Origin of the sequence: Paenibacillus sp. 3LSP (assembly GCF_032465655.1) — a bacterium.
Lineage (GTDB): Bacteria > Bacillota > Bacilli > Paenibacillales > Paenibacillaceae > Fontibacillus > Fontibacillus barengoltzii.
In genome coordinates this window covers 16887-39811 of record NZ_JAWDJI010000263.1, presented here as the reverse complement: position 1 = coordinate 39811, position 22925 = coordinate 16887, and the positions used below count along the sequence as shown (strand labels likewise).

Genomic DNA, 22925 nt, shown 5'->3' with positions numbered 1-22925 from the left:
AAAAACGAGGCGGAAGGCCTCTCCCACCCCGAAATTTTATAAATTCTATAATGTTGAAAAAGCCGCCATTGGCGGCTTGATTTTAAAAAATGATCCATTTGACGGAAATAAAAAAATATGGAACAATAACAATTCTCTTCCCATACGGATGAACGAACTTGAGAACAATCATAAGGATTGAATTTTTGCGGATCATTTCCATCTGCCGTCAATAATATCCGACAGCTTGATCCAACGAAAACCATTGCCATCGGTGATCCTGATGTTTTTTTGCTGCAAATCGATCTTCGTCACGACGCCTGTGATTTCCGCTCGATTCAATTCGCCAAATAATACTAAAGTGATCTCTTTCCTGAGCTGCATGGATTCCGCAATGAGCCTGGAGATCCGTTCCATCTCTTGATCATCTAATTGCGGCCGCGTGTTCTTTCTCAAATTCTGCTGGTGCATGAGATAAGCTTCCTTGTGCTCTGGAAGCATCATTCTTGACGATTCGAACAAGCCGTTTCCTTTCAGTTTTTTGCTCATTTATAATGTCCTCCAATTTTTTGCGCACGATCCCGCGCCTGGCCCGACACTTTTAAAGAAGAGGCCCTCATAATCGCGGTGCTTCCGTATTTCTCCTTAATTCGGTCCGTGGTTCTTTCCAAGGCTAACTTAACTTCGCGGTTATTGAACAAAGTAAGCTGATATTCCTGGTCGCTTACTAACTGACTTAAAGTGACCCCAATTTTCCGAACAGGCAACCCATCCCAATGGCGTTTAAACAGTTTTTTCGCTGCGTCGAACACCTCATCCGTGAGGCTCGTCGGGTCGGGTAATTTCATTTGTCTGTAGAAGCCGGAAGGGTGATCAAAATCCGCCCCTTGGCATCCTACCGAGACCACCCAGCCCATATACCCTTTCGTTCGAGCTCGTTGACACACTAACTCCGACAGCTCTAACAAGGGAACCATGATGTCATCAAACTCCCAGTAATCGTAGGGAAGGGTCATTTGATGGCCGATGGCTTTTTGCAAATCATGTGTACTTGGCGTTACCGGGGAATGATCCTTGCCGTTGGCAATGAGCCACAGAACTTCCCCATTCACTCCCCATTTGGCTCTTAATTTGCTCAGGGGAGTCTGGGCCAGCTGGCCAATGGTATATATCCCCATTCTCATTAAATGCCGGCGCATCCGGGAGCCCACCATAAACATCTGATGAATCGGCAACGGCCAAAGCACTTCTTGCACGTCTTTCACAGGCAAGTAAAAAATCCCTGAGGCATTCCGTTTGGCGAAATTATCGCAGGCCATTTTGGAGAGCACCTTATTTTCACTAATTCCAATGCGTACACGAACTCCCGTCTCCTTCATGACTTTATCCTGAATGCTCCGCGCAATGTTATCAGGACCGCCAAAAAGCTGTAAGCTTCCCGTGACATCCAAATACTGTTCATCGATGCTGTACGGCTCGACCAAGTCCGTGTAGGATTGATAAATTTCTGTAATTTGCAAGGATACCCTGATGTATTCCTCCATACGGGGACGAATGACCACAAGATCCGGGCATTTGGCAAGTGCCTCTCCCAGCCTCTCTGCCGTAGTGATCCCATATTGCTTGGCAAGGGGACACGCGGCGAGGATAATCCCGGAACGACGCGCGGGGTCTCCTGCAACCACAACAGGTTTGTCTGCATACTCGGGGTGGGCCGCTTTTTCAACACTTGCGTAAAAGGATTGACAATCCGCCAGCATGATGACTCGACTTTTGTTATCGCTTTTCATAGGCTGTCGCTCCTTAAGTCGACGTTAAGATACTTACTCAAATATTGATTAAGCTCCGCTTTCACCAAGCTCCAAAGCATGGAAAATCTATGTTGATAGCCCCTGCACAAATAGCGGGCCTCCATGCCCAATTCAGTGCGTTGTTGCTCGAACACCTTGATCCCTCTGTCGCGCATTTGTTTCCGAACCGACGTCAAATCTGCAGTGATCACATCTTGGGCAGTGTGTAAGGCTCTTGCGTATACCACGTCCATCTTTAGCTTTACGGTCCCTAATGCTCTCATATCCCTTTCCAACACATCCAAGAGAAGAGGGAGTAGAATGTATTCTTTGACCAGTTGAAGATCTTCTTCCGTCTCCAAGGGCGCTGGGGGGATACCTTTCATGAGGACATCCCCTCTTTCGTCCCATCGATCCCTAGATAGGCGCAAAGCCGACGGATCAGTTCCGCCTTCACCAATCCCCAGAGCATGGAGAACTCGTACGTATACCCCCGGCATAAATAGCGGGCTTCAATCCCCAGGTTCGTCCGCCGCTCTTCGAATACCTTCAGTCCATGCTCACGCATGCCTTGGCGCACCCGGGCCAAATCCGCGGCTGCGGCGTTCTGCAGCAAGCGGATCAGCCCCTTGTATACCTGAGGCAGCTTCAACGAAGCGGATGCCAATGCGCGCTGGTCTCGTTCCAGCACATCAAGCAACAGAGGAAGCAGCACATATTGCTTGATCATCTCCGCTTCCTCCTGCGTTTGCCAGGGAATAGGGCTCATGCGTCTCCCTTCTTCATGCTGTCTGTCATATGCTCACCCTCTAATCAGAACGTCTGTTCCTATTATATTCATAATACGAACAAATATTCCCTTTTGCAACAGGTTTATGTTGGATAATTTGGCAGAGCGAAAGCATGCAAAAAAAGGCGGAGCCCTTGTCCCTTCGGACTTTGGGCATCCGCCTTTCTTTCCTGCTTGCTGCTGCTTATTGAGCTGTTAAAATCAGCGGTCCGTCCGCCGTCAGCGCGATCGTATGCTCGAATTGGGCCGACAATTTGCCGTCCGCCGTACGCGCCGTCCAGCCGTCATCGTCAATCATGATGCGGAACGTGCCTTCATTGATCATCGGCTCAATCGTAAACACCATGCCTTCCTTAAGCCGAATGCCCTTACCCGCTACGCCGACATGCTCGTAGTTGGGCTCCTCATGCAGGCTGCGTCCGATCCCATGACCCAGCAGATCGCGCACGACGGAATACCCGTTCGCTTCCGCATGCTTCTGAATTGCTGAAGTCACATCGCCCAGCCGGTTGCCCGGAATCGCTTGGGCGATCCCCAGCTCCAGACATTCCTTCGTCACCCGCATCAACTTTTCCGCCTCAGGACTCACCTGACCTACCGCATAACACCAGCACGAATCGCCAAACCAGCCATCCGCCTCCGCCACGATGTCCAGCTTAAGCAGATCGCCGTTCTGCAGCGGCCGGTCGGAAGGGAAACCATGGGCTACCACATCGTTTACTGAAGCGCAGGTTTCGGCCGGAAACCCGTTGTATCCTTTCGTAAACTGCTTGCCGCCCAGTTTCGTAATATGCCGGGCGACGAAATCATTAATTTCCTTGGTCGTCACTCCGGGTTGAATCATTTTGGCGACTTCCCGGTGACAATCCGCAACAATTTGATTCGCCCGTTTCATCTCTTCGATTTCCCGCGGCGATTTTAAAATGATCATTCAGCTCTCACTCCTTCGAGGGTCTGTCGGGTTCGCTCCGACAGCCGATGCAATAGCAGGCGCGCAATGTCTTCCGCTTCATGGTCCAGCGTGCCTTGGCGCAGCGGAGAGCCGGCGCAACCGGCCAGCGCAGCCAGCAACCGTTCTGCCTGCCGGACGCCCTCTCCAACGGCTTCTTGTCCCGCCGCTGCTGTGCTCGCAGTCGCAACGATCACACCGGACCCCGGCGATCCCCCATGCTCCAGCACCGCGGCGAACGGCTGCAACACCTGACGGCGGAACGTCTCCGCCAGCGGCAGCGCCCGCGCTTCTGGAAGCATCTGGAATCCATCCGCCGCCAGCTTATACAACAGATAAACGCCGTGATCCTTGGCCCACAACTTCAGCAGCCGAGTGCCGGCTGCAACAAGGGAAACGGCGGCCGCTTCCGGCTCCGCCGGCCTCAGGTCGATCCATTCCCCGGCCCGGTCCATCGCCGTCCACAGCACGTCATACAGCAGATCCCCTTTATTGCTGTAATAGTGGTAGACCGTACCGTAACCAAGCCCGGCCTCAGTGGCCACGTCCCGAATCTCTAGCGTCAGGCCTTTCTCCAGAAACACATCGGCGGCCGCGACACGAATTTGAGCCAATCGGCGCAGCCTGATTTCTTCATTTTGTTCCTTCGTACGCGGGGTCATCCGCCACAACCTCCCTTATTTTTGACCTACTATCATGTCAATATAAAACAAAACACGGAGATTGGCAAGCAGAAATCACTCCTGGCGCTCCTGTGCCCCGCTTATGTATCGTTTAGCTTATCCCGCCTGTCCCCGGATCATCCTCCGAAAAAATAGCAAAAGGCCGCCGGGGTACCTCCCCAGGGCCTTATCACCCGTCCCGCTGCATCGCTGCGCACTTACTTTAGCGGAACATTCCCCATAACCGCAGCAAGTGAAGCGTATTTCGCGGGTCGATTCGCTGATCGATAACGAATTGGACGATCTGCTCTTCTTGAACGCCGCTTAATCTTTCGCCAAGCACAGAAGCGGCCGTTCTAACGAGCCTGCGCACCTTAACGCGATCCTGCAAATCCGCGCGGGTGAGGCCGTCGACGACCTGTTTCATCCGCTCTTTGATCGCCGGATTTTTCATTTTGAACTTCACCCGTTCGACCAGCTGCGGACTGATTCCATACTGATAATAGCTGGGCATCGTGACTAGCACCTCCTGTCCCGTCATTTCCGGACTTCAACCCTAATATATGACGGTAAGGCTGTCCATAGTGCCTGAAAATCCAAAAGCACGCAAGAAACCCGCTAGTTCTGTTTGAGGAACGCCGTTGCCTCATGGGTTTGACTCAATCTGAGGATTGTCTCTTCGTATTGCGTCGAGGCGTACGCAAAGAACAAAATATCGATCATGACCAATTGCGTAAGCCGCGAGCTGGACGCCCCGCTGCGCAAGGTTGCTTCCGGTGCCTGCGGCGTATACAGCATCAAATCGGCCAGCTCGGCTACTTTATGATTGCCAAAACGGGACAAGCCGATGGTGCGCACGCCGTACTTTTGGGCAACCCGGAACAATTGCAGCACTTCCTTGGTGTTCCCGCTGTAAGAGATCCCCATAAACAAAGCCCCCGGCGGAGCGCTGGCCAGCGCGGCCGCAATCAGGTGCTCGTCCTGCAGAGCGAACGCTTGCTTCCCTAAGCGCAGCCACTTTTGCGCAGCATCCGCCGCAACGATTGCCGAAGCGCCTACCCCGTACATATGGATGACGGAAGCTTGTCGGAAGCTGTCCACCACCTGTTCAATCAGTCCGGGCTGCAGGTGAAGCATCATATCTTGAATCGCTTGCAGACTATTGGAGACCGTTTTCTGAATAACGTTTTGGAGCGTCTCCCCACGTTCGATGTCATAATAACCCGGTCGTTGAGGTTTGGCATTATCGACCGACAAACGCATTTTCAGATCAGGAAAACCGCTCAGCCCCAGCGAACGGCAAAGCCGGGTAATCGCCGCCGCACTGGTCCCCGCTTTATCGGCGACTGCATGAATACTTAAGCCGGAGACTTCCGCCGAAGCCGCCAAAATATATTGGGCCGCCTTTCGTTCCGATTCAGGCAGTTGTTCCAGCATGGCCTCCATTTGCGTAAGTATACTTCCCGTCGTCACGGGCATCCCCTCCGTTTTCCCCATCCGTCTGATGCTTATTTCCAATTCCCTAAAACGCAAAAGAAACGCGGCAGCCCGGTAAAAGGCAGCCCAACGTTTCTTCTGCTGACTTGTATTATCTATTATGCTCTATAAGCATCTGCTTTGTAAAACCAAAGAAATACGTGAGCAAGAATCCGGCGATATAAGAGACAACGAGCCCGGCCAAGTAACCGAGAATCGTCATGCCGATTCCCATCGGTCCTTGAATCAGCGGGATCAGGACAAGGCCGGAAGGTCCAATCGCGACCGAACCGATGAAGTTCCCGGTCATTGCGAACAAACCAAGCACAGCCCCGCCAAAACCACCGCCGAGACAAGCGGTGATAAACGGCCGGCCCAGAGGCAGGCTGACCCCGTAAATGAGCGGTTCACCGATGCCAAGAAATCCGACGGGCAACGCCCCTTTGATCATGTTGCGCATCCGGGAGTTCTGCTTCAGCTTGATATAAATGGCGATCGCCGAGCCAACTTGACCTGCACCTGCCATAGCCAGGATCGGCAGCAACGCGGTGTATCCAACCTGCGAAATCAATTCAGCATGGATCGGAATGAGCGCCTGGTGCAAGCCGAACATAACCAACGGCAGGAACAGCGAAGCGAGTACAAATCCGGACAGCGGTCCGCCATGGGCTAGCAGCCAAGTAGTAGCCTGTCCGATGCCTTGAGAGATAATACCGCTGACCGGCATCAGGAAGAACACGGTAACTAAGCCGGCAAGCAGCAACGCAATTGTAGGAGTGACGATGATATCAATTGCTGCCGGCATCCGTTTTCGGATCCATTTTTCCAACACCGAGATCAACCCTGCCGCCAAAATCGCCCCGATGATACCGCCCTGTCCCGCATTCAGCTTAATTTCCCCAAACAAGGGATAGGTGTAAGAGATATTCGCCACCGCCGGTGCAACGATAATCGCCGCCACAGCACCGCCAAGCGCGGGCGTTCCTCCAAACTCTTTCGCGGCATTCACCCCGGCAAAGATCGTCAAATATCCGAAGAAGGCCGAACCAATGACGCTGATAATCGGTTGGAGCGTCAGCAGCCAATCCGCCCCATTGCCGGAGGTAATCAGGTTGTTGATCAGACCTGCAATACCGTTAATGATCCCGGCCCCGACCAACGCAGGAATCAGTGGAATAAAGATGTTGCCGATTTTACGCAGAAAATTTTTGAAAGGCGTGTTGTTCTTCTTCTTAAGCTCGGCCTTGATGTCCGAGCCCTCGCGGAGCGCCGCCGTTTGACCGCCAGTTGCAGCTCCTTGACCGCCGCCGTGACCCTGCGCTTTCAGAAGTTTGCCAAATTCCTCCGCCACACTATTGACAACCCCCGGACCGAGGATCACTTGATACGTCTCATCATCCACCGCCCCAAGTACGCCCTCGATCTGTTTAAGCCCAGTTTCATCAATTTGGCTGCGATCCCGGACCGACACCCGCAACCGGGTCATGCAGTTTGTATATTGCTCCACATTGTCAGAACCGCCGATGGATTCCAAGATCCGTTTCGCCATCGTTTCATATTTGCTCATTGGGAAGCCTCCTGCCTCTATAGGATGGTCTAACTTTTTTCTTAACGTATTGCAGTCGCAGACTTCGCAGCTTTACCGATAAACCCTTGGTTCTCCTCTAATTTCTCCAAAGCGACCTCATACGAATATCCCGTCAAAATCATCAGAATCGCCGGTTTCGGTTTACCTTCGGTAAGGCGCAAGGTGTTCTCCGCAGTTGATGCATCGCAGCCGGTTGCCTCCATCACGATCCGCTTCGCGCGATCGGCCAGCTTCTCATTGGTGGGCTGAACATCAACCATCAAATTGCCGTAAACCTTACCTAAGCCGATCATCGACGCGGTAGACAGCATATTGCAGACCAGCTTCTGCGAGGTTCCTGCCTTCAGCCGTGTCGACCCGGTCAGCACCTCGGGACCGTTCTCGATCTCGATTGCGATATCGGAAATGGTGCTAATCACCGCATTCTTGTTACAACTGATACTAATCGTTTTGGCACCCATTTGCTTCGCGTATTCCAATCCCCCGATGACATAAGGTGTACGACCGCTGGCAGCGATTCCAACGACTGCATCCTTGGCGGTAAGCTCGAGGTTTTGCAGATCGATGCGCCCCAGCTCGGCCCGATCCTCTGCTCCCTCAACGGCCTTGATAAAAGCGTTGCTTCCGCCTGCGATCAGACCAACCACCTGGTCCGGGGAAGTCCCAAATGTCGGCGGACACTCCACCGCATCCAGCAAGCCGATCCGTCCGCTCGTGCCGGCTCCCATATAAATCAGTCGACCGCCCTTTTTTAGCGATTCCGTAATGGCAGTCACGGCTTGGGCGATTTTGGGGATTTCCTTTTTCACCGCTCCAGCAACTTTCGCGTCCTCCTCGTTCATCACCGTAAGCAGCTCAGTTACATCCATTTCATCCAAACGCATCGTTCGCTCGTTTCTCGCCTCAGTTGTCAAATTTTCCAGCATTTCAGATACACTCCTTTGTTTGCAACAACCCTAGTTGTAAGTGTTTTCGACATGATTATAATTCATTTGATATTTTATTTCAATACATAACTTTTTTATTGAAATAATATGTCAGTCCATGTCACTTCTTGCTGGTTGAAGAGGTTAGAACGTATCCGCTTCAGGGCCTGACATCCCAGATATTCCAGCAAAAAGAGCAACGCTAGACGCAATCGATCAACTTTAGGATGGATTTTCGGGCAAAAAAATAACCGTCCGCGGATCCCGCGAACGGTTGGATACTTGCTTTTTCGTATGAAATTTAATCGATCAGCTCACCTTGAAAAACCTGCTCCCGCCGCAGATAATCCCGCAGCGGTCCGTACTCGGGCGAAGTCCAGAACGCTTCGCCCGCAACCAGCCGGGCGGCGTCGTCCCGCGCCGCCTCCAGCACCGCGTAGTCGCTGACCATGTCCGCGACACGAAAATCCGGCACGCCGCTTTGCTTCGTGCCGAAGAAATCCCCGGGACCCCGCAGCTCCAGGTCCCGCCGAGCCACCTCGAAGCCGTCGTCCGTATCGGTCATGACCTTCATCCGCTCCTGACCCACCTCCGACTTCGGATCGGCGATAAGCACGCAATACGACGCGTGCTCCCCCCGGCCAACGCGCCCGCGCAGCTGGTGGAGCTGGGACAAGCCGAAGCGGTCGGCATCCATCACGATCATCAGCGTGGCGTTGGGCACATCGACGCCGACCTCTACGACGGTCGTCGAGACGAGCAGCTGCACCTCGTTCTCGTAGAACGCGCGCATCACTTCGTCCTTCTCCGCCGCCGTCATCCGCCCGTGCAGCAGCCCGACCTTCATGTTCGGGAACGCCTGCTGCATCGACACGTACAAGTCAATAGCGTTCTGCACATCCAGCTTGTCCGACTCTTCGATCAGCGGGCAGATGACGTAGGCTTGACGGCCTTGCGATACCTCCCGCTCAATAAAGCCAAGCACGCGGTCCATCATGCTGTGCTTCACCCAATAGGTCGTGATCGGCTTGCGTCCCTTCGGACGCTCCGACAAGGTGGATACGTCCATATCGCCAAAGGCGGTAATCGCCAGCGTGCGCGGAATTGGCGTGGCCGTCATCGTCAGCACGTCCGGGTTAAAGCCTTTGCGCCGCAAAATGCTGCGCTGATTCACGCCAAACCGGTGCTGCTCATCGGTGATGACCAAGCTCAGCGACCGAAAGAACACGTCCTCTTGGATTAACGCATGCGTCCCCACCACGATGTCGGTGAGCCCCATTTGTAGCGAGCCGAGCAAATCCTTGCGTTTGCGTCCCGTCACACTGCCGGTCAACAGGCCGACCGTGATACCAAACGGCTCAAACAGCCGGGACAGGGAGCGCATATGCTGCTCGGCCAAAATTTCCGTCGGCACCATAAAAGCACCCTGGTGCCCCGACTTCACCGCCGCATACAACGCGATGGCGGCGATGACCGTTTTGCCGGAACCGACGTCGCCTTGCAACAATCGGTTCATGCAATAAGGCGAGCGCATATCCTTTAGAATTTCCAGCTCCACCTTCTTCTGAGCATCGGTCAGCTCAAACGGCAGGCTGCGCACGAATTCCCGAATCGTGGCGTTATCCACCACATGCGCAACCCCGTCCATCCGCTCGTGGTTCATCGCCCGATACGCCTGCAGCTTGAGCTGGAACAGGAACAGCTCCTCGTACACCATACGGCGCCGCGCTTGCTGCCCCTCCTCACTGTCCTGCGGCTGGTGCAGCCGCAAAATCGCCGTCTTGCGGGGCATCAGCCCATATTTGCGAAGCAGTTCGAGCGGCAGAATCTCCGGGATCATCTCCCCATATTGCTGCAGCGCTTGTCCAATCGTCTTCCGCATCCACTGCTGCGTAATTTTACCGCCGACCGAATAGACCGGCTGCAAACTGCCGCTGCGGAGCGTCCCGCGGTCAGGGAACTCCGACTCGGACACCGTCAGCTGGCTGCGACGCATGTCCCATTTGCCGGTCAGGATAATCTCCCGTCCCGTCGTCAGCTGATCCTTGAGGAAATGACGGTTAAACCATGTCGCCGTGAACATCCAGTCATCGGCGATCATTTTGCAAGTGAGGCGGGATTTCCGCCCGTACCGTTGCAGGACCGGAAGCCCCATGATTTTCGCCTGTACCGTCACCTTGTCTCCGTCCTTCACTTCCGTCAAGGAGCGCAGCCGGTAATCCTCATACCGGAACGGATAATATTCAATCAAGTCATTCACCGTAAAGATGCCAAAGGCGTGAAGCTCTTCTTGTTTAAGAGCGCTCACGCCGCTGACTTGCTTTACGGGGATGTGATGTAAATCCAACTTTCATCCCCTCACTTTATAGAGGTAGTTCAAAAACGCATCTTCGGATCACGAAGCACGGGCGCGAGCCCGGCTGGCAGTCTAACGGACACCAGAGGCGTTAATCCACCAATTCTCGATAACTTCCGTTTCTAACGGACCGAGCAGCCCTTATTTGGATCAAAACCAACCAGATACCGTTCGTATATGCTAAATAAGGTCTCCGGAGTCCGTTAACGCAGGAAATATCCGGGAATTAAAGCTAATAAGGTCTTTACTGTCCGTTAGATTTGCTGTCCAGGCACAACGACGTGCTTCATCCGGACATCACCAGTTTCGCCCCTAGCCCCATCACTTCGCCGGCCAAATAAACGTCGCCACGGTCCCCGGACCTACGTGCGTTCCAACCACGGCACCGATGCTGTTGCGGACAACCTCATGCAGCGTAAAGTGCTGCCGCAGCAGAGCCAGGATCTCCTCGGAGCCTTCCGGATTCACGCAATCGCAAACGGCCACGTTAATGTCCTTCACCCCGGCAAAATCATTCACAAACAACTCGATGACGCGGGCCATAGCCTTCTTGCGGCCTCGGACTTTATCGACAGCGTAAATCACGCCCTCCTGGTCCACCGACAAGATCGGCTTAATGTTCAGCAGGTTGCCCAGAATGGCTGCGGCTTTACCGATCCGTCCGCCTTTTTGCAAGTATTCCAGCGTATCGACGAGAAAATATAACCGACGCGCCTTCCCGAGCCGCTCAACCTCAGCTCGAATTTCCTCGACCGAAGCCCCTTGCTTCGCCATCCGCGCGGCATGCACAACCTGAAGGCCAAAGCCGTACGTCGCACACAGCGAGTCAATGACCGTGACATCGACCGGATGCCCCAGCTCTTCTTCCAGCATCTCCTTCGCCAGCACTGCGGATTGATAAGTTCCGCTCATCCCGGAGGAGATATGGATCGAAATGATCGGCGAACCGGGATAGGCGGCAAGCAAGTTGCGGTATACCTCCACATACTGAGACGGCGAGGTCTGCGAAGTGGTAGGCAGTTCCTTCGATTGGATCAACTTATCGTAGAACTCTTCCGCGGTGATGTCGATGCCTTCAAGATAAGATTGGTCTCCGAAGGCCAGCCGCATCGGTACGATGTGAATTCCGTATTCCGAGACGGTCGCCTGCGGGATATCCGCCGTACTGTCGGCAATAATGACAGCCTGATTCATAGGTATCTTCATCCTCTCATGGGGATTAGGACTCTACCGAAAACAGATAATAATAAATCGGTTGCCCGCCGTTATGGACCTCTACCTCGACGTCGGGATATTCCTGATGAATCCAGGCCACCAGCGCATTCGTCATCTCTTCGTCAGCTTCTTCACCGGCGAGTACCGTAACGATTTCATCGCCGCCAGCGAGCATCTTGGCTAATAAGCCCTGACTCGTTTCCAGCAAGCCCTCTTCAGTGGCCACAATTTTAGAATCGGCAATACCGATATAATGACCTGCGGTAATTTCCAAATCATCAAACATCGTGTCACGGACCGCATACGTCACTTGACCTGTCTTCACGTGTTGCACGGCGTTCTGCATGTTATCCGTGTTGACTTCCACGCTTTCTTCTTCTTGGAAAGCAAACGCTGCGGCAATCCCCTGAGGAATGCTCTTGCTTGGGATGACTGTCACATTGCGCTCCCCTTCAAGCAAATCACGCGCCTGCTGTGCAGCCAGAATAATATTCGAGTTATTCGGCAGAACGAACACGTGCTGAGCCGAAATCGACCGGATCGCCTTCACGAAATCTTCCGTGCTTGGGTTCATCGTCTGCCCGCCGGACAGGACGACATCCACGCCTAAGCTCTTGAAAATTTCCGAAATCCCGTCTCCAGAAGCAACGGCGATAAAGCCATAAGGCGCCAGCTCATCCGCAGGAATCCCTGCTGGATCCACCGGTTGAGCCGGTTCTGCTGGAATCTCGGCGAACAGCTCCGGCATCGGCGGCGCGGCATCCATCCCCGCGATCAACAGATCCCGGTGCTGCTCACGCATGTTCAAAATATGAATTTGTGTAATTTCACCGTAACGCAGTGCCAGATTCAGCACGTCGCCCGGCGTTTTCGAATGGACATGGACTTTGATAATCTCGTCGTCCGCGATCACGATAATCGAATCCCCATTGACCGAAAGCGCTTTCCGGAACTGATCCTCGTCAAAAACAGCATCCTTGATTTCACCGATTTTTCGATTAATGAAAAATTCCATGTCATAGAGGTATTCGATATCCTCTGTTTCGAGCTTAGCTTGTGCCGAAGTTGGAGCATGCACCGGTGCGGCCGCTGGAGCACGCAGCTCTGGTTTGGCAACGGGTGCGGGGGCTTGTCCCAATGTCGCAGCGGCTTCACTGCTGGCGCCGCCTTGCAGCCATTGTAAAAATCCTTCATAAATATAAACAAGTCCTTGACCGCCCGAATCCACGACGCCAACCTGTTTCAATACCGGCAACAGCTCCGGCGTATTCGCGAGCGCTTCCTTCGCTTTGGCCAGCACCTCGCTCATCAATTCCGTGATATCCGTTGTTCTGCGCGAATAATAGACGGCATGCTTAGCTGCTTCCTTGGCTACCGTCAGAATCGTGCCCTCCACCGGTTTGACGACCGCTTTATAAGCGGTATCTACCCCGCTTTGCAGCGCAGCGGCAAATTGGGCTGCATTCATCTCTTCCAATGATGCAGCAGAACGGCTAAAGCCACGGAACAGTTGGGACAAAATCACGCCGGAATTCCCGCGTGCGCCCATCAACAGGCCCTTGGATAAAGTGGCTGCTCTGCTGCCCAAACCTCCGGTTCCGTGATCTTTCAATTCCGTTACGCCGGCGGTCATCGTCAAATTCATATTCGTTCCAGTATCCCCATCGGGTACCGGGAATACGTTCAAGGAATTGACGTGCTCAGCATGCTCTGTCAGCCGCTTCGCGCCTGCCAATACCATAGCGGTGAAATCTGTTCCAGTTAAAGAACGCTTACTCAATGAAAATTCCCCTTCCTAGCTTGATACGCGTACACCTTGGACTACGATATTCACCTGATCCACTTCGAGTCCAACGATTTCATTTAATACGTATTTCACTTTGAGCTGTATGTTGTGTGCGACCTCGGAAATTTTCGTGCCATAACTGACTATAATATAAAGATAAATAGCTAATCGATGATTATCCAGGTTCACTTCCACACCCCGGGCCAAATTCTCGCGCCCCAGCAATTCGGCAATGCCGTCCTTGAACTGCTTTCGGCTTGCCATTCCAACCAGTCCATAACACTCCATGGCGGCCGATCCGGCGATCACCTTAATGGCTTCCTCCGAAATATCGATTCGTCCATATTCGGTCGTAAGATTTACAGCCACGCCTATCTCACTCCTTCCATAGAAATTATTATGGACTAAACTATATTGTACTATAAGAGCAGAGAGAAATAAATAAAAGAGTCGAACGTCAATAGCTGTTGACGGAGCTTTTTTTACTGTGATATTATATTTAAGTATTGTCAATAACCGTGATATTGAAGTGTTAGTGTTATTTTCAAGACAGGTGTATCTGGAACAGGAGGTGTAATGAATGGCTCGCAAATGTTATGTGACTGGCAAGAAGCCAGGCAGCGGTAACCATGTATCTCACGCAAACAATCGCAATCGGCGCTCTTGGGGCGTAAACGTGCAGAAGGTCCGGATCTTGGTAGACGGCAAACCGAAACGCGTATACGTTAGTACTCGGGCTTTGAAATCCGGTAAAGTGACCCGCGTGTAACAGACGGGACGAATTATAGACAAAAAGCACCTTTTCCTATGGAGGTGCTTTTTTACTGCGCATTTTCCCTTGAAGTCAGCGCCCAAGCAATCCTTTTGGCGGGAACCGCTAGGCGCGCCCTTCCGCTGCTCGGGGCGGGTATTCAGGCCCCGCCCGTTAGTTCTTGTGAAACGTGTTCAGTACCGCCTTAACGAATCCTCCCAAAAACTTAGGCAGCTTGAATGTGTAAAATTTCATCGTTCACCCTCCCCATCGTGCTCATGCCTTCACCCATATTCTATGTTTGATGTCATTTACCCGTGTATTCCCGCCACAAAAAAAAGGCTACATGAGAACCTTCGCTCATGTAACCAATGTATGCGCATCTTAAGGCGCCTATGCCAATCCGACCAGGCTCTCGCGGATTTCTGCCATCGCCGCACGTCGGTCAGCTTGGCCAAACACCGCATTGCCGGCGACCAGCACATCCGCTCCCGCCTCGACAACCAGCGGCGCCGTCGCCGCAGCAATCCCGCCGTCCACTTCAATCCGCAAGTCTGTTAAGCCCAGCTCATCCTTCCAGGCCTTCAGCTGCCGAATTTTGCGCAGCGTGCCCGGAATAAACGCCTGTCCGCCAAAGCCGGGATTTACCGTCATAACCAGCACGAGATCAACGTCTTCCAGCACCTCGCGAACAGCTGAAGCCGGAGTGGCTGGATTAATTGCTACTCCTGCCTTCACCCCTTGCTCCTTAATGAGGTGGAGCACTCGATGCAGATGGACGCAAGCTTCCGCATGGACGGTGATCAGATGCGCACCTGCTTTGGCAAAGGCTGGGATATACTCCTCGGGCTTCTCAATCATCAGATGGACGTCCAGCGGCAGCTTGGTTTGCGGAGCGATCGCTTGCAACACCAGCGGACCAAACGTCAGGTTCGGGACGAAATGGCCGTCCATTACGTCCACATGCAGCCAGTCAGCGCCTCCCCGCTCTACGTCAGCGACCTCCTCACCCAGCTTGGCAAAATTCGCCGACAAAATCGACGGCGCGATATAGATGTTGTTGCTCATGACGTCAATACCTCCGCTTCTTGTCCTTCATCTCTTCATAGAACTGTACGTAATGCTCATAACGGCTGGCGGCGATTTCTCCTTGGTCCGCAGCCTCTCTGACCTTGCAGCCGGGCTCATGCAAATGGCTGCAGCCGCGGAATTTACAGCCCTCCGCGTAATCGGTAAATTCCCGGAAGCAGCTGGATAACTCCTCGATCCCTAACTCGAGAAAATCCAGCTGACTAAAGCCGGGGGTATCCGCCACGTAACCGCCGTTCTCCAGCTCAATCAGCTCGACATGCCGCGTCGTATGACGTCCCCGGCCCAGCTTGAGGCTAATTTCACTTGTCTCCAGCGCTAACCCGAGCATCGCGTTAAGCAGCGAGGATTTTCCGACCCCCGATTGGCCCGAGAAGACGCTGATCTCCCCAGCCAAACGGGATTTGACTTCCTCGGTTCCCATTCCGGTCACGGAGCTGGTGACAATGACCTCATAACCGATGGATTCATACATAGCTTTGACCTGGCGAATAATTTCTGGAGTTTCTTCCGCTCCATTCTCCTCCAGCAAATCCTCCTTGGTAAGGCAGATCAGGGCTTGCAAACCCGCGTGCTCGATATGCACCAGAAACTTGTCTAGCAGCTGCAGATTGAGATCCGGCTCCCGCAGGGAGAACAGCAGCACCGCCAGCTTGGCGTTGGCAATCGGCGGACGGATCAGCTCGGTTTCCCTTGGCAGGATTTCATCCACGGTCCCTTCCCCGTTTTCGGTGGGGGAATAAATCACCCTGTCGCCTACCAAGGGTGTAATGCCTTTCTTCTTAAAAATCCCTCGTCCGCGGCACTGGATATACCCCTCCGCTGCCCCGTCCTGCGCCGTCGTCGCCGGCTTCACGTAGTAATATCCGCTTAATGCCTTCACAATCAAGCCTTCAGGCATAGATGCCGGCCTCGCTTTCATATCGGTCTAACTTAATTGTCTTTGCCCTTACCATGTTCTTTGGGTTTACCCGCCTTTCCTTTACCTTGGGCTGCGCCTTGTTCCTTCTGGACCGAAGCCAGCTTACCGGATAAGATCATGCCGGTATCGGGCGGATTATCGCCCGAGTTCATATCCATGGTGTTCTCATCTTCCGTACCGCCGCCTTGGTCCGGGAATTGCGGCACAGGTACGGTTCCTTGCTTCGCATCGATGTACGAGATCGGGTAAGTGTCCAGCAAGACGCCGTCACGCGTCACCGTTACGTAACCGTTCTTGTTCGGCGCCAGAACCAGGTCAACCGACAGGTATTGCGGTTTGCCTACCTTTTGCGAACCCCATTCGCGCCCCTCCCCGCGAGCATCGCCGTACACGATCGTATATTTACTGATTTGGCCTTCCTGTGCAGGTGCAGCCGGTACTTGGAACGTATAGTTAATCGCTTCCTGCGGATAGCCGGTGCTGATAAACAAGGTTACTTTTGAACCCGGTGCCACCAGATCGTCCGGGGCATAAGGCCACTGCTTCGTTACTCTGCCCGCCTCGACCTCGAAGCTCGATTCTTCTTTGATACCATCCTCTGCCAACACCAGCCCTGCGTCTCGGATCGCTTTTTCCGCTTCCGCTTGTGTCTTGTTCACGAGGTCTGGCATTTTCACCTCAGACGGTCCCTTGCTGACCTTCAGCACGATCGTATCCGTCTCTGGGTTAAAATCCTCTCCCGCTTCCGGCGATTGGCTGAGGACATTGCCTGGCTCAATCTCGGCGTTGTTTTCCTCTACTTTCTGCACGCGGGACTCGTCTACTCCAAGATCCTTCAATTGCTGGAGCGCATCATCATAGGTTTTGCCCGTTAATGACGGCATCTTCTCCGGCGGTTTCTCCGTGCTCACCTTCAAGTCGATGACCGAACCTTCCTTGACCATCGTCCCTTCCGGCTTGCTCTGCTCATAGACGATCCCTTCGTCCACGCCTTCTTTGTATTCCCGGGTGATCTCCCCGACGGCAATCCCTTTATCGGTCAAAGTTTGGATTGCCTGTTGCTCTTCTAAGTTAAGCACGTTTGGCACAGCGACTTCAGGAACGGTCACCAAGCTCGTCACGTACCAGGCCACACCGGCTAAGGCGAGCAGGACAACCAGCGTCAGGCTGACCCAAAGCGTTGGCTTGCTCCAAACCTTTTTCTTAGGAGCATTTTCTCGTTCCTCTGCCATCGTTGATCCGCTGTCGCGGGACAGTTTGGATGGTCCTGCTGCCGCACCTTGAGGTTGATACTGCGGACGAATCGCTGGAATGACTCGCGTGCTGTCTTCGTCATGATCATCTATAAAGGCCAATTTCGATTCCGTTCTTCGTTCCGGCAACAAGCAGGTCTCCAGGTCGCGAAGCATCTCTTTGGCAGACTGATAGCGTTCGTTCGGATTCTTCCGCATCGATTTCAAAATGATGTTCTCCACGCTTTGCGGAATCATCGGATTCACCATGCGCGGCTCATCAAATTGCTCCTGCAAATGCTTTAAGGCTACGCTGATGGGGCTTTCCCCAAGGAACGGCAACCGACCGGTCAGCATCTGGTACAACACGATCCCCAGCGAATACAGGTCAGATTTCTCCCCGGTGGCTACACCTTTCGCATGCTCCGGCGAGAAATAATGCACCGAGCCCACCACGGAGCCGGTTTGCGTAATGGTCGCCGACGTGACGGCACGGGCAATCCCGAAATCGGTCACTTTGACGCGTCCGTTTCGTCCAATCAAAATGTTATGCGGCTTGATATCCCGGTGAATAATTTGGTTCTGATGGGCGTGGTCCAGCGCATCGGCGATTTGCGACGCAATGCGAACGGCTTCCTCGACCTGAAGCGGGGCCCGCTCCTTAATGATTTCGTTGAGGTTCTGCCCTTCAACGTATTCCATCACGATGTAATGAATCTCATCTTCTTGTCCAACGTCATACACGCTGACGATATTCGGGTGCGACAAGGATGCAGCAGACTGCGCTTCCCGGCGGAATCGCCGGATAAATTCCTCGTCGTTCACAAATTGTTGACGCAGCACTTTGATGGCCACGTAGCGGTTCAGCAGCAGGTCCTGCGCTTTGTAGACAAGCGCCATGCCCCCTCCGCCGATCCTCTCGATAATTTGATAACGACCGCCCAATTCGTGTCCGATCATGAATTCCACTCCTTTTTGCCCGACCCGGCATCCTCATGTTGTTCCAGCAGAGCAACGCTAATGTTATCGTCGCCTCCTGCGTTCAGCGCCAGCTGGAGCAATTGGTCGGCCCGGCCCTGTAACCCAAGATCTTCTGATCCCAGCGTCAGAGCCATTTGTTCCGGTGTTACGTAGTTGCTGAGACCGTCGCTGCAAAGCAGCAAAATATCCCCTGGCTCCAACGACACCCGGTTCAAGTCGACCTCAACTTGCTCATCGGTTCCCAGCGCGCGGGTTACGACATTCCGATGCGGATGCACCGTCGCCTCCTCCGCGCTGATCTGGTTGTTCTTGAGCAGCTCATTGACCAGCGAGTGGTCATCCGTCAGTTGGACGAGCTGGCCCTGCCGGAAATGGTAGGCCCGGCTGTCACCGATATGGGCGATCACGCCGTCGCGGCCTGCGAAGATCCCCGCAACAACTGTGGTGCCCATACTATGGTACTCCACATGCTCTGACGCTTTGCGGAATACGGCTTCGTTCGCGTGAAGAATTGCCTTCTTCAATTCTTCCCCGCAAGCCTCCGCCGACAACCCTGCCGGCAGCGATACCAAATCCTCGGTAATGGTATCTACCGCCATGCGGCTGGCAATGTCTCCAGCCTGATGGCCGCCCATTCCGTCCGCAACAATCGCCAGCGTGTATCCGGATTCCAGCTGGTCCACCCAGGTACAATCTTCATTGACGGAACGGACTCGTCCCACATCACTTACAAACACACAATTCATCACATTCGCTCACCTCGCACCAGACTCCATGTGCTTCGCCCGCAATTGTCCGCAGGCAGCGGCAATATCATGGCCTTGCTCCCGGCGGATGGTCACATTGATGCCTTTATCCGCCAATACGCGCTGAAACTTAAAAATATCATTACGCGACGTTCTCACATACTTACGCTCCGGCACATAGTTGACTGGAATCAAATTGACGTGGCAAAGCATATCCTTGATCACGTCGGCCAGTTCCTCCGCATGCTCCGGCTGGTCATTCACCCCGCCGATCAGCGCGTACTCGAACGTAATGCGGCGGCCGGTTTTGGCAATGTAATAACGGAGCGCCTCCATCACGTCGTCAAACGGAAAGCGCCGGTTGACCGGCATCAACTTCGAGCGGAGCGCATCATTTGGCGCATGGATCGAAATCGCCAAGTTAATTTGCGTGTTCTCGTCCGCAAACCGATAAATGTTCGGGACAATCCCGCTCGTTGATACAGTAATATGCCGTTGTCCGATGTTCAAGCCCTTTTCATGGATCATAATCCGCAAAAATTTCATCGTGGCATCATAATTTTCAAAGGGCTCGCCGGTTCCCATAATCACGATACTGCTGACGCGTTCGCCTTTGGCGTCCAAAATTTTTTGCGCCTGCACGACCTGGGCGACAATTTCTCCCGCCGTCAAATTCCGCTTCAGCCCCCCTAATGTCGAGGCACAAAACGTACAGCCGACCTTACAGCCGACCTGGGTGGTCACGCAGATGCTGTTGCCATAGTTATGCTTCATGATGACCGTTTCAATAGCATGATCATCATGCAGCCCGAACAGGAACTTCACCGTTCCGTCCTTAGATTCCAGCTTCGTAATCTCCTGCAGCGTAACGAACGCAAATTCGTCATTTAGCTTCTGCCGAAGCGCCTTGGACAGGTTGGTCATCTCATCGAAGGAGCTGACGCGCTTGACGTACAGCCAATCAAAGATCTGCCCGCCGCGAAACGCGGGTTCTCCCTGCGATACGGCCCATTCCTGTAATTCTTCCAACGTATAATCATATATAAAAGGTTTCATCTTCACACACCTGTCCATCTCGATTTTGAAAAGTTACCCACTCATTCTTCCCATTTTATCATAAATTGGCTTCCGACTAAAGTCGAGCTTCCGACAGCAGCGGCGCAAAAAGGCCAAGCCCGCCGTTTCAAACGGCTGCTTGACCTTGGCATGTCAATTCTTCTCTATCAACTTCCTGCGAAGTCGGACAATATAAAACCCATCTGAGTGAGCGTCCTGCGGCAAAATCTGCAGGCCAGCCTCGACTCGCCCAGCGGCAGCTGCCAAAGCACCACGTTCCTCCCAGCTGATCAGCTCATCCGCCAGCTCGAATTCCGGATGGCGGCTCAGGAAGGAGGCAACCATCTCGGCATTTTCGCGCGGCTCAATCGTGCAAGTGCTGTAGACCAGCAAGCCGCCCGGCTTGAGCAGCCCGCTCACCGAATCGAGCAGTGCATTCTGGATGCCGGTAATCTCCGTGATGTCCTCCGGCGTCTTCGCCCACTTCAAATCCGGCTTGCGGCGAATCACGCCAAGTCCGGAACAAGGAGCGTCCAGCAATATTCGGTCGAAGGAAGCGGCCTCCAGCCGCTCCGCGAGCTTCAGAGCGTCGCCTGACAACGTATCGACGTTGTCCAGCCCCAGCCGCTTGGCATGGTCCTCGATCAGCTTCGCCTTGTGCGGATGGATGTCGTTCGCCAGCACCCGGCCGCGGCCTTTCATGATCTCAGCGATATGGCATGTCTTGCCGCCAGGCGCAGCGCAGCAGTCCAGTACATTCATCCCTGGCTGCGGATCCAACGCTTCGGCAACCAGCATGGAGCTTTCGTCTTGAACGGAAATCAAGCCTTCCCGGTACCAGAAGGTCAGCGCCATATTGCCGCCGCTGTGAACAACGATGCCGTCCGGGGAGATCGGCGAGGCCGAGGCTCGCAACCCTTGCTCCTCCATGAGGCGCAACACCTCGTCCCGACTCGCTCTCGTGCGATTAACCCGAACGCTGACCGAAGGCGGCTCATTGTTGGCACGGCAGATCGCCTCTGCGGCAGATTCGCCGTATTGCCGGATCCAGAGCGCCACCATCCATTCCGGGTGCGAATGCTCCAGGGCAATGCGCTGCACAGGGGCCAGTCCCTCCGGTAAATGCAACTCCTCTTTGCGGCGCAGCACGTTGCGAAGCACGCCGTTCACCATGCCGGATATCCCCTGATGCCCCTTGCGTTTCGCCAGGTTCACCGCTTCGTTCACAGCGGCATGCGGAGGGATCCTGTCCAGATATTGCAGCTGATAGAAGCTGAGCCGGAGCAGATTACGCACCCAAGGCGCTAATTTTGCGAGCCCCTTCGTCACAAACTGTTCGAGAAAATAATCGATCGTGTTCAACCGCTGTATGGTGCCGTAGACGAGCTCGGTAGCCAGGCCTGCGTCCGGCCCGGTTAATCCGGACCTTTGCAGCGCTCCATTCAGCAGTAAATTGCTGTAGGCTCCTTCCTGCTCAACGGCTGTCAGCACCTCAAGCGCTACGCTGCGGGCCGATGCAGCCGTCTGATTTCGGCCGCCCCCGCGGGATGAAGGCGTGCCAGACGGCTTATTTACTCCCCCGCTGCGGCTGGCTTGTCCAGCTGTTTTCGCGCCGGTTCCAGGTCCTTTGCCACCGCCCGAGCCTGAACCCGGCCGCTTTTCGGTGCCGCTCATGACAAGACCGTCCCAACTTGCATTACGCCGCCGCGAATGAAATCGCCGGCCTCCATCGCCTTCTTACCAGCGGGCTGCACCCGGGTCAGCCATACCGCGCCGTCCCCGGTTTTCACTTTGATGCCCTGCGCCGATAGCTCCAGCACCGTCCCCGGCGCGGGTTCAGATGCCTTACCATTCGCAGAGGCACCTGTCTCCGCAGGTTTGGCCACCGCCCAAACCTTAAAGACCTCGCCGTTCCAGGTCGTAAACCCGCCGGCAAAAGGCACCAGTCCCCGCACGCGATCATAAATTTGCCGCGAGGTCGCGCTCCAATCGATGCGCTCATCCTCCCGCGTCAAATTTGGTGCATAGGTCGCTTCCGCATCGTTCTGCGGAATCCGGTCTGCCTTGCCGTCAAGGATCAACGGCAGCTGCTCCAGCAGCAGTCGTGCCCCGGCTTCGCTCAGCTTCTCGAACAACGTCCCCGACGTATCCTCATCGTCGATCGGCACCACCGTCTTGGCGATCATATCGCCGGTATCAAGCCCCTCAGCCATGTACATCAGGGTGATGCCCGTTTCTTTCTCGCCGTTAATAATCGCCCGCTGGATCGGCGCCCCGCCGCGGTATTTCGGCAGCAGCGAGCCGTGCACGTTCAGGCAGCCGTACTTCGGCAGATCGAGCACGCCCTTCGGCAAAATTTGACCGTACGCTGCAGTGACGATCAAGTCAGGCTGCAAAGCGGCGACCTCCGCCACCGCCTCCGGCGCACGCATCCGCGTCGGCTGCAGCACCGGAAGCCCATGACGCAAAGCGGCTTCCTTGACCGGCGTTGGCGTCAGCACTTTTTTGCGCCCCTGCGGCCGATCCGGCTGCGTGACCACGCCTACGACGTTGTATCCTTCGCGCAGCAGTCCTTCCAGCGAAGGCACCGCAAACGCCGGCGTCCCCATAAATACGATATTCATCGGGCGC

24 protein-coding genes are annotated in these 22925 nt (G+C 54.2%); 2 read left to right on the top strand and 22 right to left on the bottom strand.

Going from position 1 to position 22925, the window contains the following annotated elements; genetic code table 11:
- The coding region (locus RW092_RS23110) for a hypothetical protein (RefSeq protein ID WP_316011392.1) at window positions 1–181 on the top strand (181 nt) is incomplete at its 5' end.
- 11 nt (window positions 182–192) lie between these two features.
- Here the strand turns inward: RW092_RS23110 and RW092_RS23105 are convergent.
- The 14 genes from RW092_RS23105 to RW092_RS23040 form a co-directional block, all read right to left on the bottom strand.
- Window positions 193–528, bottom strand: a complete 336-nt coding sequence (locus RW092_RS23105; protein ID WP_316011391.1) for a YolD-like family protein — start codon at window positions 526–528, stop codon at window positions 193–195.
- Complete coding sequence (locus RW092_RS23100) at window positions 525–1769, bottom strand: DNA polymerase IV (RefSeq protein ID WP_085170458.1); 1245 nt, start codon at window positions 1767–1769, stop codon at window positions 525–527. Before RW092_RS23100 ends, RW092_RS23105 begins: the two co-directional genes overlap by 4 nt.
- On the bottom strand, window positions 1766–2155 hold the full coding sequence (locus RW092_RS23095; protein WP_016311636.1) for a YhjD family protein: 390 nt from the start codon (window positions 2153–2155) through the stop codon (window positions 1766–1768). Before RW092_RS23095 ends, RW092_RS23100 begins: the two co-directional genes overlap by 4 nt.
- Window positions 2152–2538: a YhjD family protein gene (locus RW092_RS23090; protein ID WP_016311635.1), complete on the bottom strand. Its 387-nt coding sequence runs from the start codon at window positions 2536–2538 to the stop codon at window positions 2152–2154. The genes RW092_RS23095 and RW092_RS23090 overlap by 4 nt, the downstream gene beginning before the upstream one ends.
- A gap of 205 nt (window positions 2539–2743) precedes the next feature.
- Window positions 2744–3490: a type I methionyl aminopeptidase gene (gene map / locus RW092_RS23085; RefSeq protein WP_016311634.1), complete on the bottom strand. Its 747-nt coding sequence runs from the start codon at window positions 3488–3490 to the stop codon at window positions 2744–2746.
- Window positions 3487–4170, bottom strand: coding sequence for a TetR/AcrR family transcriptional regulator (locus RW092_RS23080; protein WP_316011390.1), 684 nt, complete (start codon window positions 4168–4170; stop codon window positions 3487–3489). The genes map and RW092_RS23080 overlap by 4 nt, the downstream gene beginning before the upstream one ends.
- A gap of 223 nt (window positions 4171–4393) precedes the next feature.
- Window positions 4394–4684 carry a stage VI sporulation protein F gene (locus tag RW092_RS23075; RefSeq protein WP_016311632.1) on the bottom strand — a complete coding sequence of 97 codons (291 nt, stop codon included), beginning with the start codon at window positions 4682–4684 and terminating at the stop codon, window positions 4394–4396.
- Between the two features lie 104 nt (window positions 4685–4788).
- Window positions 4789–5667 (bottom strand): MurR/RpiR family transcriptional regulator, encoded by an 879-nt coding sequence (locus RW092_RS23070; protein WP_244268273.1) that lies wholly within the window; start codon window positions 5665–5667, stop codon window positions 4789–4791.
- Between the two features lie 91 nt (window positions 5668–5758).
- The gene (locus RW092_RS23065; RefSeq protein WP_016311630.1) at window positions 5759–7213 is read right to left on the bottom strand and encodes a PTS transporter subunit EIIC; all 1455 of its coding nucleotides are present in this window, start codon (window positions 7211–7213) and stop codon (window positions 5759–5761) included.
- Window positions 7214–7254: 41 nt separating this feature from the next.
- Window positions 7255–8160, bottom strand: coding sequence for an N-acetylmuramic acid 6-phosphate etherase (gene murQ / locus RW092_RS23060; RefSeq protein ID WP_016311629.1), 906 nt, complete (start codon window positions 8158–8160; stop codon window positions 7255–7257).
- A 301-nt stretch (window positions 8161–8461) separates the two neighbouring features.
- Window positions 8462–10507, bottom strand: coding sequence for an ATP-dependent DNA helicase RecG (gene recG / locus RW092_RS23055; protein WP_016311628.1), 2046 nt, complete (start codon window positions 10505–10507; stop codon window positions 8462–8464).
- Between the two features lie 330 nt (window positions 10508–10837).
- Window positions 10838–11710, bottom strand: a complete 873-nt coding sequence (locus tag RW092_RS23050; RefSeq protein WP_085278655.1) for a DegV family protein — start codon at window positions 11708–11710, stop codon at window positions 10838–10840.
- Between the two features lie 25 nt (window positions 11711–11735).
- Window positions 11736–13511: a DAK2 domain-containing protein gene (locus RW092_RS23045; RefSeq protein ID WP_316011389.1), complete on the bottom strand. Its 1776-nt coding sequence runs from the start codon at window positions 13509–13511 to the stop codon at window positions 11736–11738.
- 15 nt (window positions 13512–13526) lie between these two features.
- Window positions 13527–13886: an Asp23/Gls24 family envelope stress response protein gene (locus RW092_RS23040; RefSeq protein WP_016311626.1), complete on the bottom strand. Its 360-nt coding sequence runs from the start codon at window positions 13884–13886 to the stop codon at window positions 13527–13529.
- Window positions 13887–14097: 211 nt separating this feature from the next.
- Here RW092_RS23040 and rpmB point away from each other — a divergent pair, with 211 nt between their 5' ends.
- Entirely contained in the window at window positions 14098–14286 is a 189-nt protein-coding gene (gene rpmB, locus RW092_RS23035) for a 50S ribosomal protein L28 (RefSeq protein WP_009225259.1), read from the top strand.
- Window positions 14287–14442: 156 nt separating this feature from the next.
- Here the strand turns inward: rpmB and spoVM are convergent, their stop codons facing one another.
- From spoVM to fmt, 8 genes are all read right to left on the bottom strand, one after another.
- A complete protein-coding gene (gene spoVM / locus RW092_RS23030; RefSeq protein WP_036621610.1) occupies window positions 14443–14523 on the bottom strand; it encodes a stage V sporulation protein SpoVM in 81 nt (26 codons plus the stop codon).
- 138 nt (window positions 14524–14661) lie between these two features.
- The gene (gene rpe / locus RW092_RS23025; protein WP_028538310.1) at window positions 14662–15336 is read right to left on the bottom strand and encodes a ribulose-phosphate 3-epimerase; all 675 of its coding nucleotides are present in this window, start codon (window positions 15334–15336) and stop codon (window positions 14662–14664) included.
- A 4-nt stretch (window positions 15337–15340) separates the two neighbouring features.
- The gene (gene rsgA, locus RW092_RS23020; RefSeq protein WP_028538311.1) at window positions 15341–16258 is read right to left on the bottom strand and encodes a ribosome small subunit-dependent GTPase A; all 918 of its coding nucleotides are present in this window, start codon (window positions 16256–16258) and stop codon (window positions 15341–15343) included.
- Window positions 16259–16290: 32 nt separating this feature from the next.
- Window positions 16291–18471 (bottom strand): Stk1 family PASTA domain-containing Ser/Thr kinase, encoded by a 2181-nt coding sequence (gene pknB, locus RW092_RS23015; protein ID WP_316011388.1) that lies wholly within the window; start codon window positions 18469–18471, stop codon window positions 16291–16293.
- Window positions 18468–19241: a Stp1/IreP family PP2C-type Ser/Thr phosphatase gene (locus RW092_RS23010; RefSeq protein WP_016311622.1), complete on the bottom strand. Its 774-nt coding sequence runs from the start codon at window positions 19239–19241 to the stop codon at window positions 18468–18470. Before RW092_RS23010 ends, pknB begins: the two co-directional genes overlap by 4 nt.
- Window positions 19242–19247: 6 nt before the next feature.
- Complete coding sequence (gene rlmN / locus RW092_RS23005) at window positions 19248–20294, bottom strand: dual-specificity RNA methyltransferase RlmN (RefSeq protein WP_028538313.1); 1047 nt, start codon at window positions 20292–20294, stop codon at window positions 19248–19250.
- Window positions 20295–20447: 153 nt separating this feature from the next.
- A complete protein-coding gene (gene rsmB / locus RW092_RS23000) occupies window positions 20448–21968 on the bottom strand; it encodes a 16S rRNA (cytosine(967)-C(5))-methyltransferase RsmB (RefSeq protein ID WP_028538314.1) in 1521 nt (506 codons plus the stop codon).
- A complete protein-coding gene (gene fmt, locus RW092_RS22995) occupies window positions 21965–22918 on the bottom strand; it encodes a methionyl-tRNA formyltransferase (protein ID WP_028538315.1) in 954 nt (317 codons plus the stop codon). The genes rsmB and fmt overlap by 4 nt, the downstream gene beginning before the upstream one ends.
- Window positions 22919–22925 lie beyond the last annotated feature (7 nt).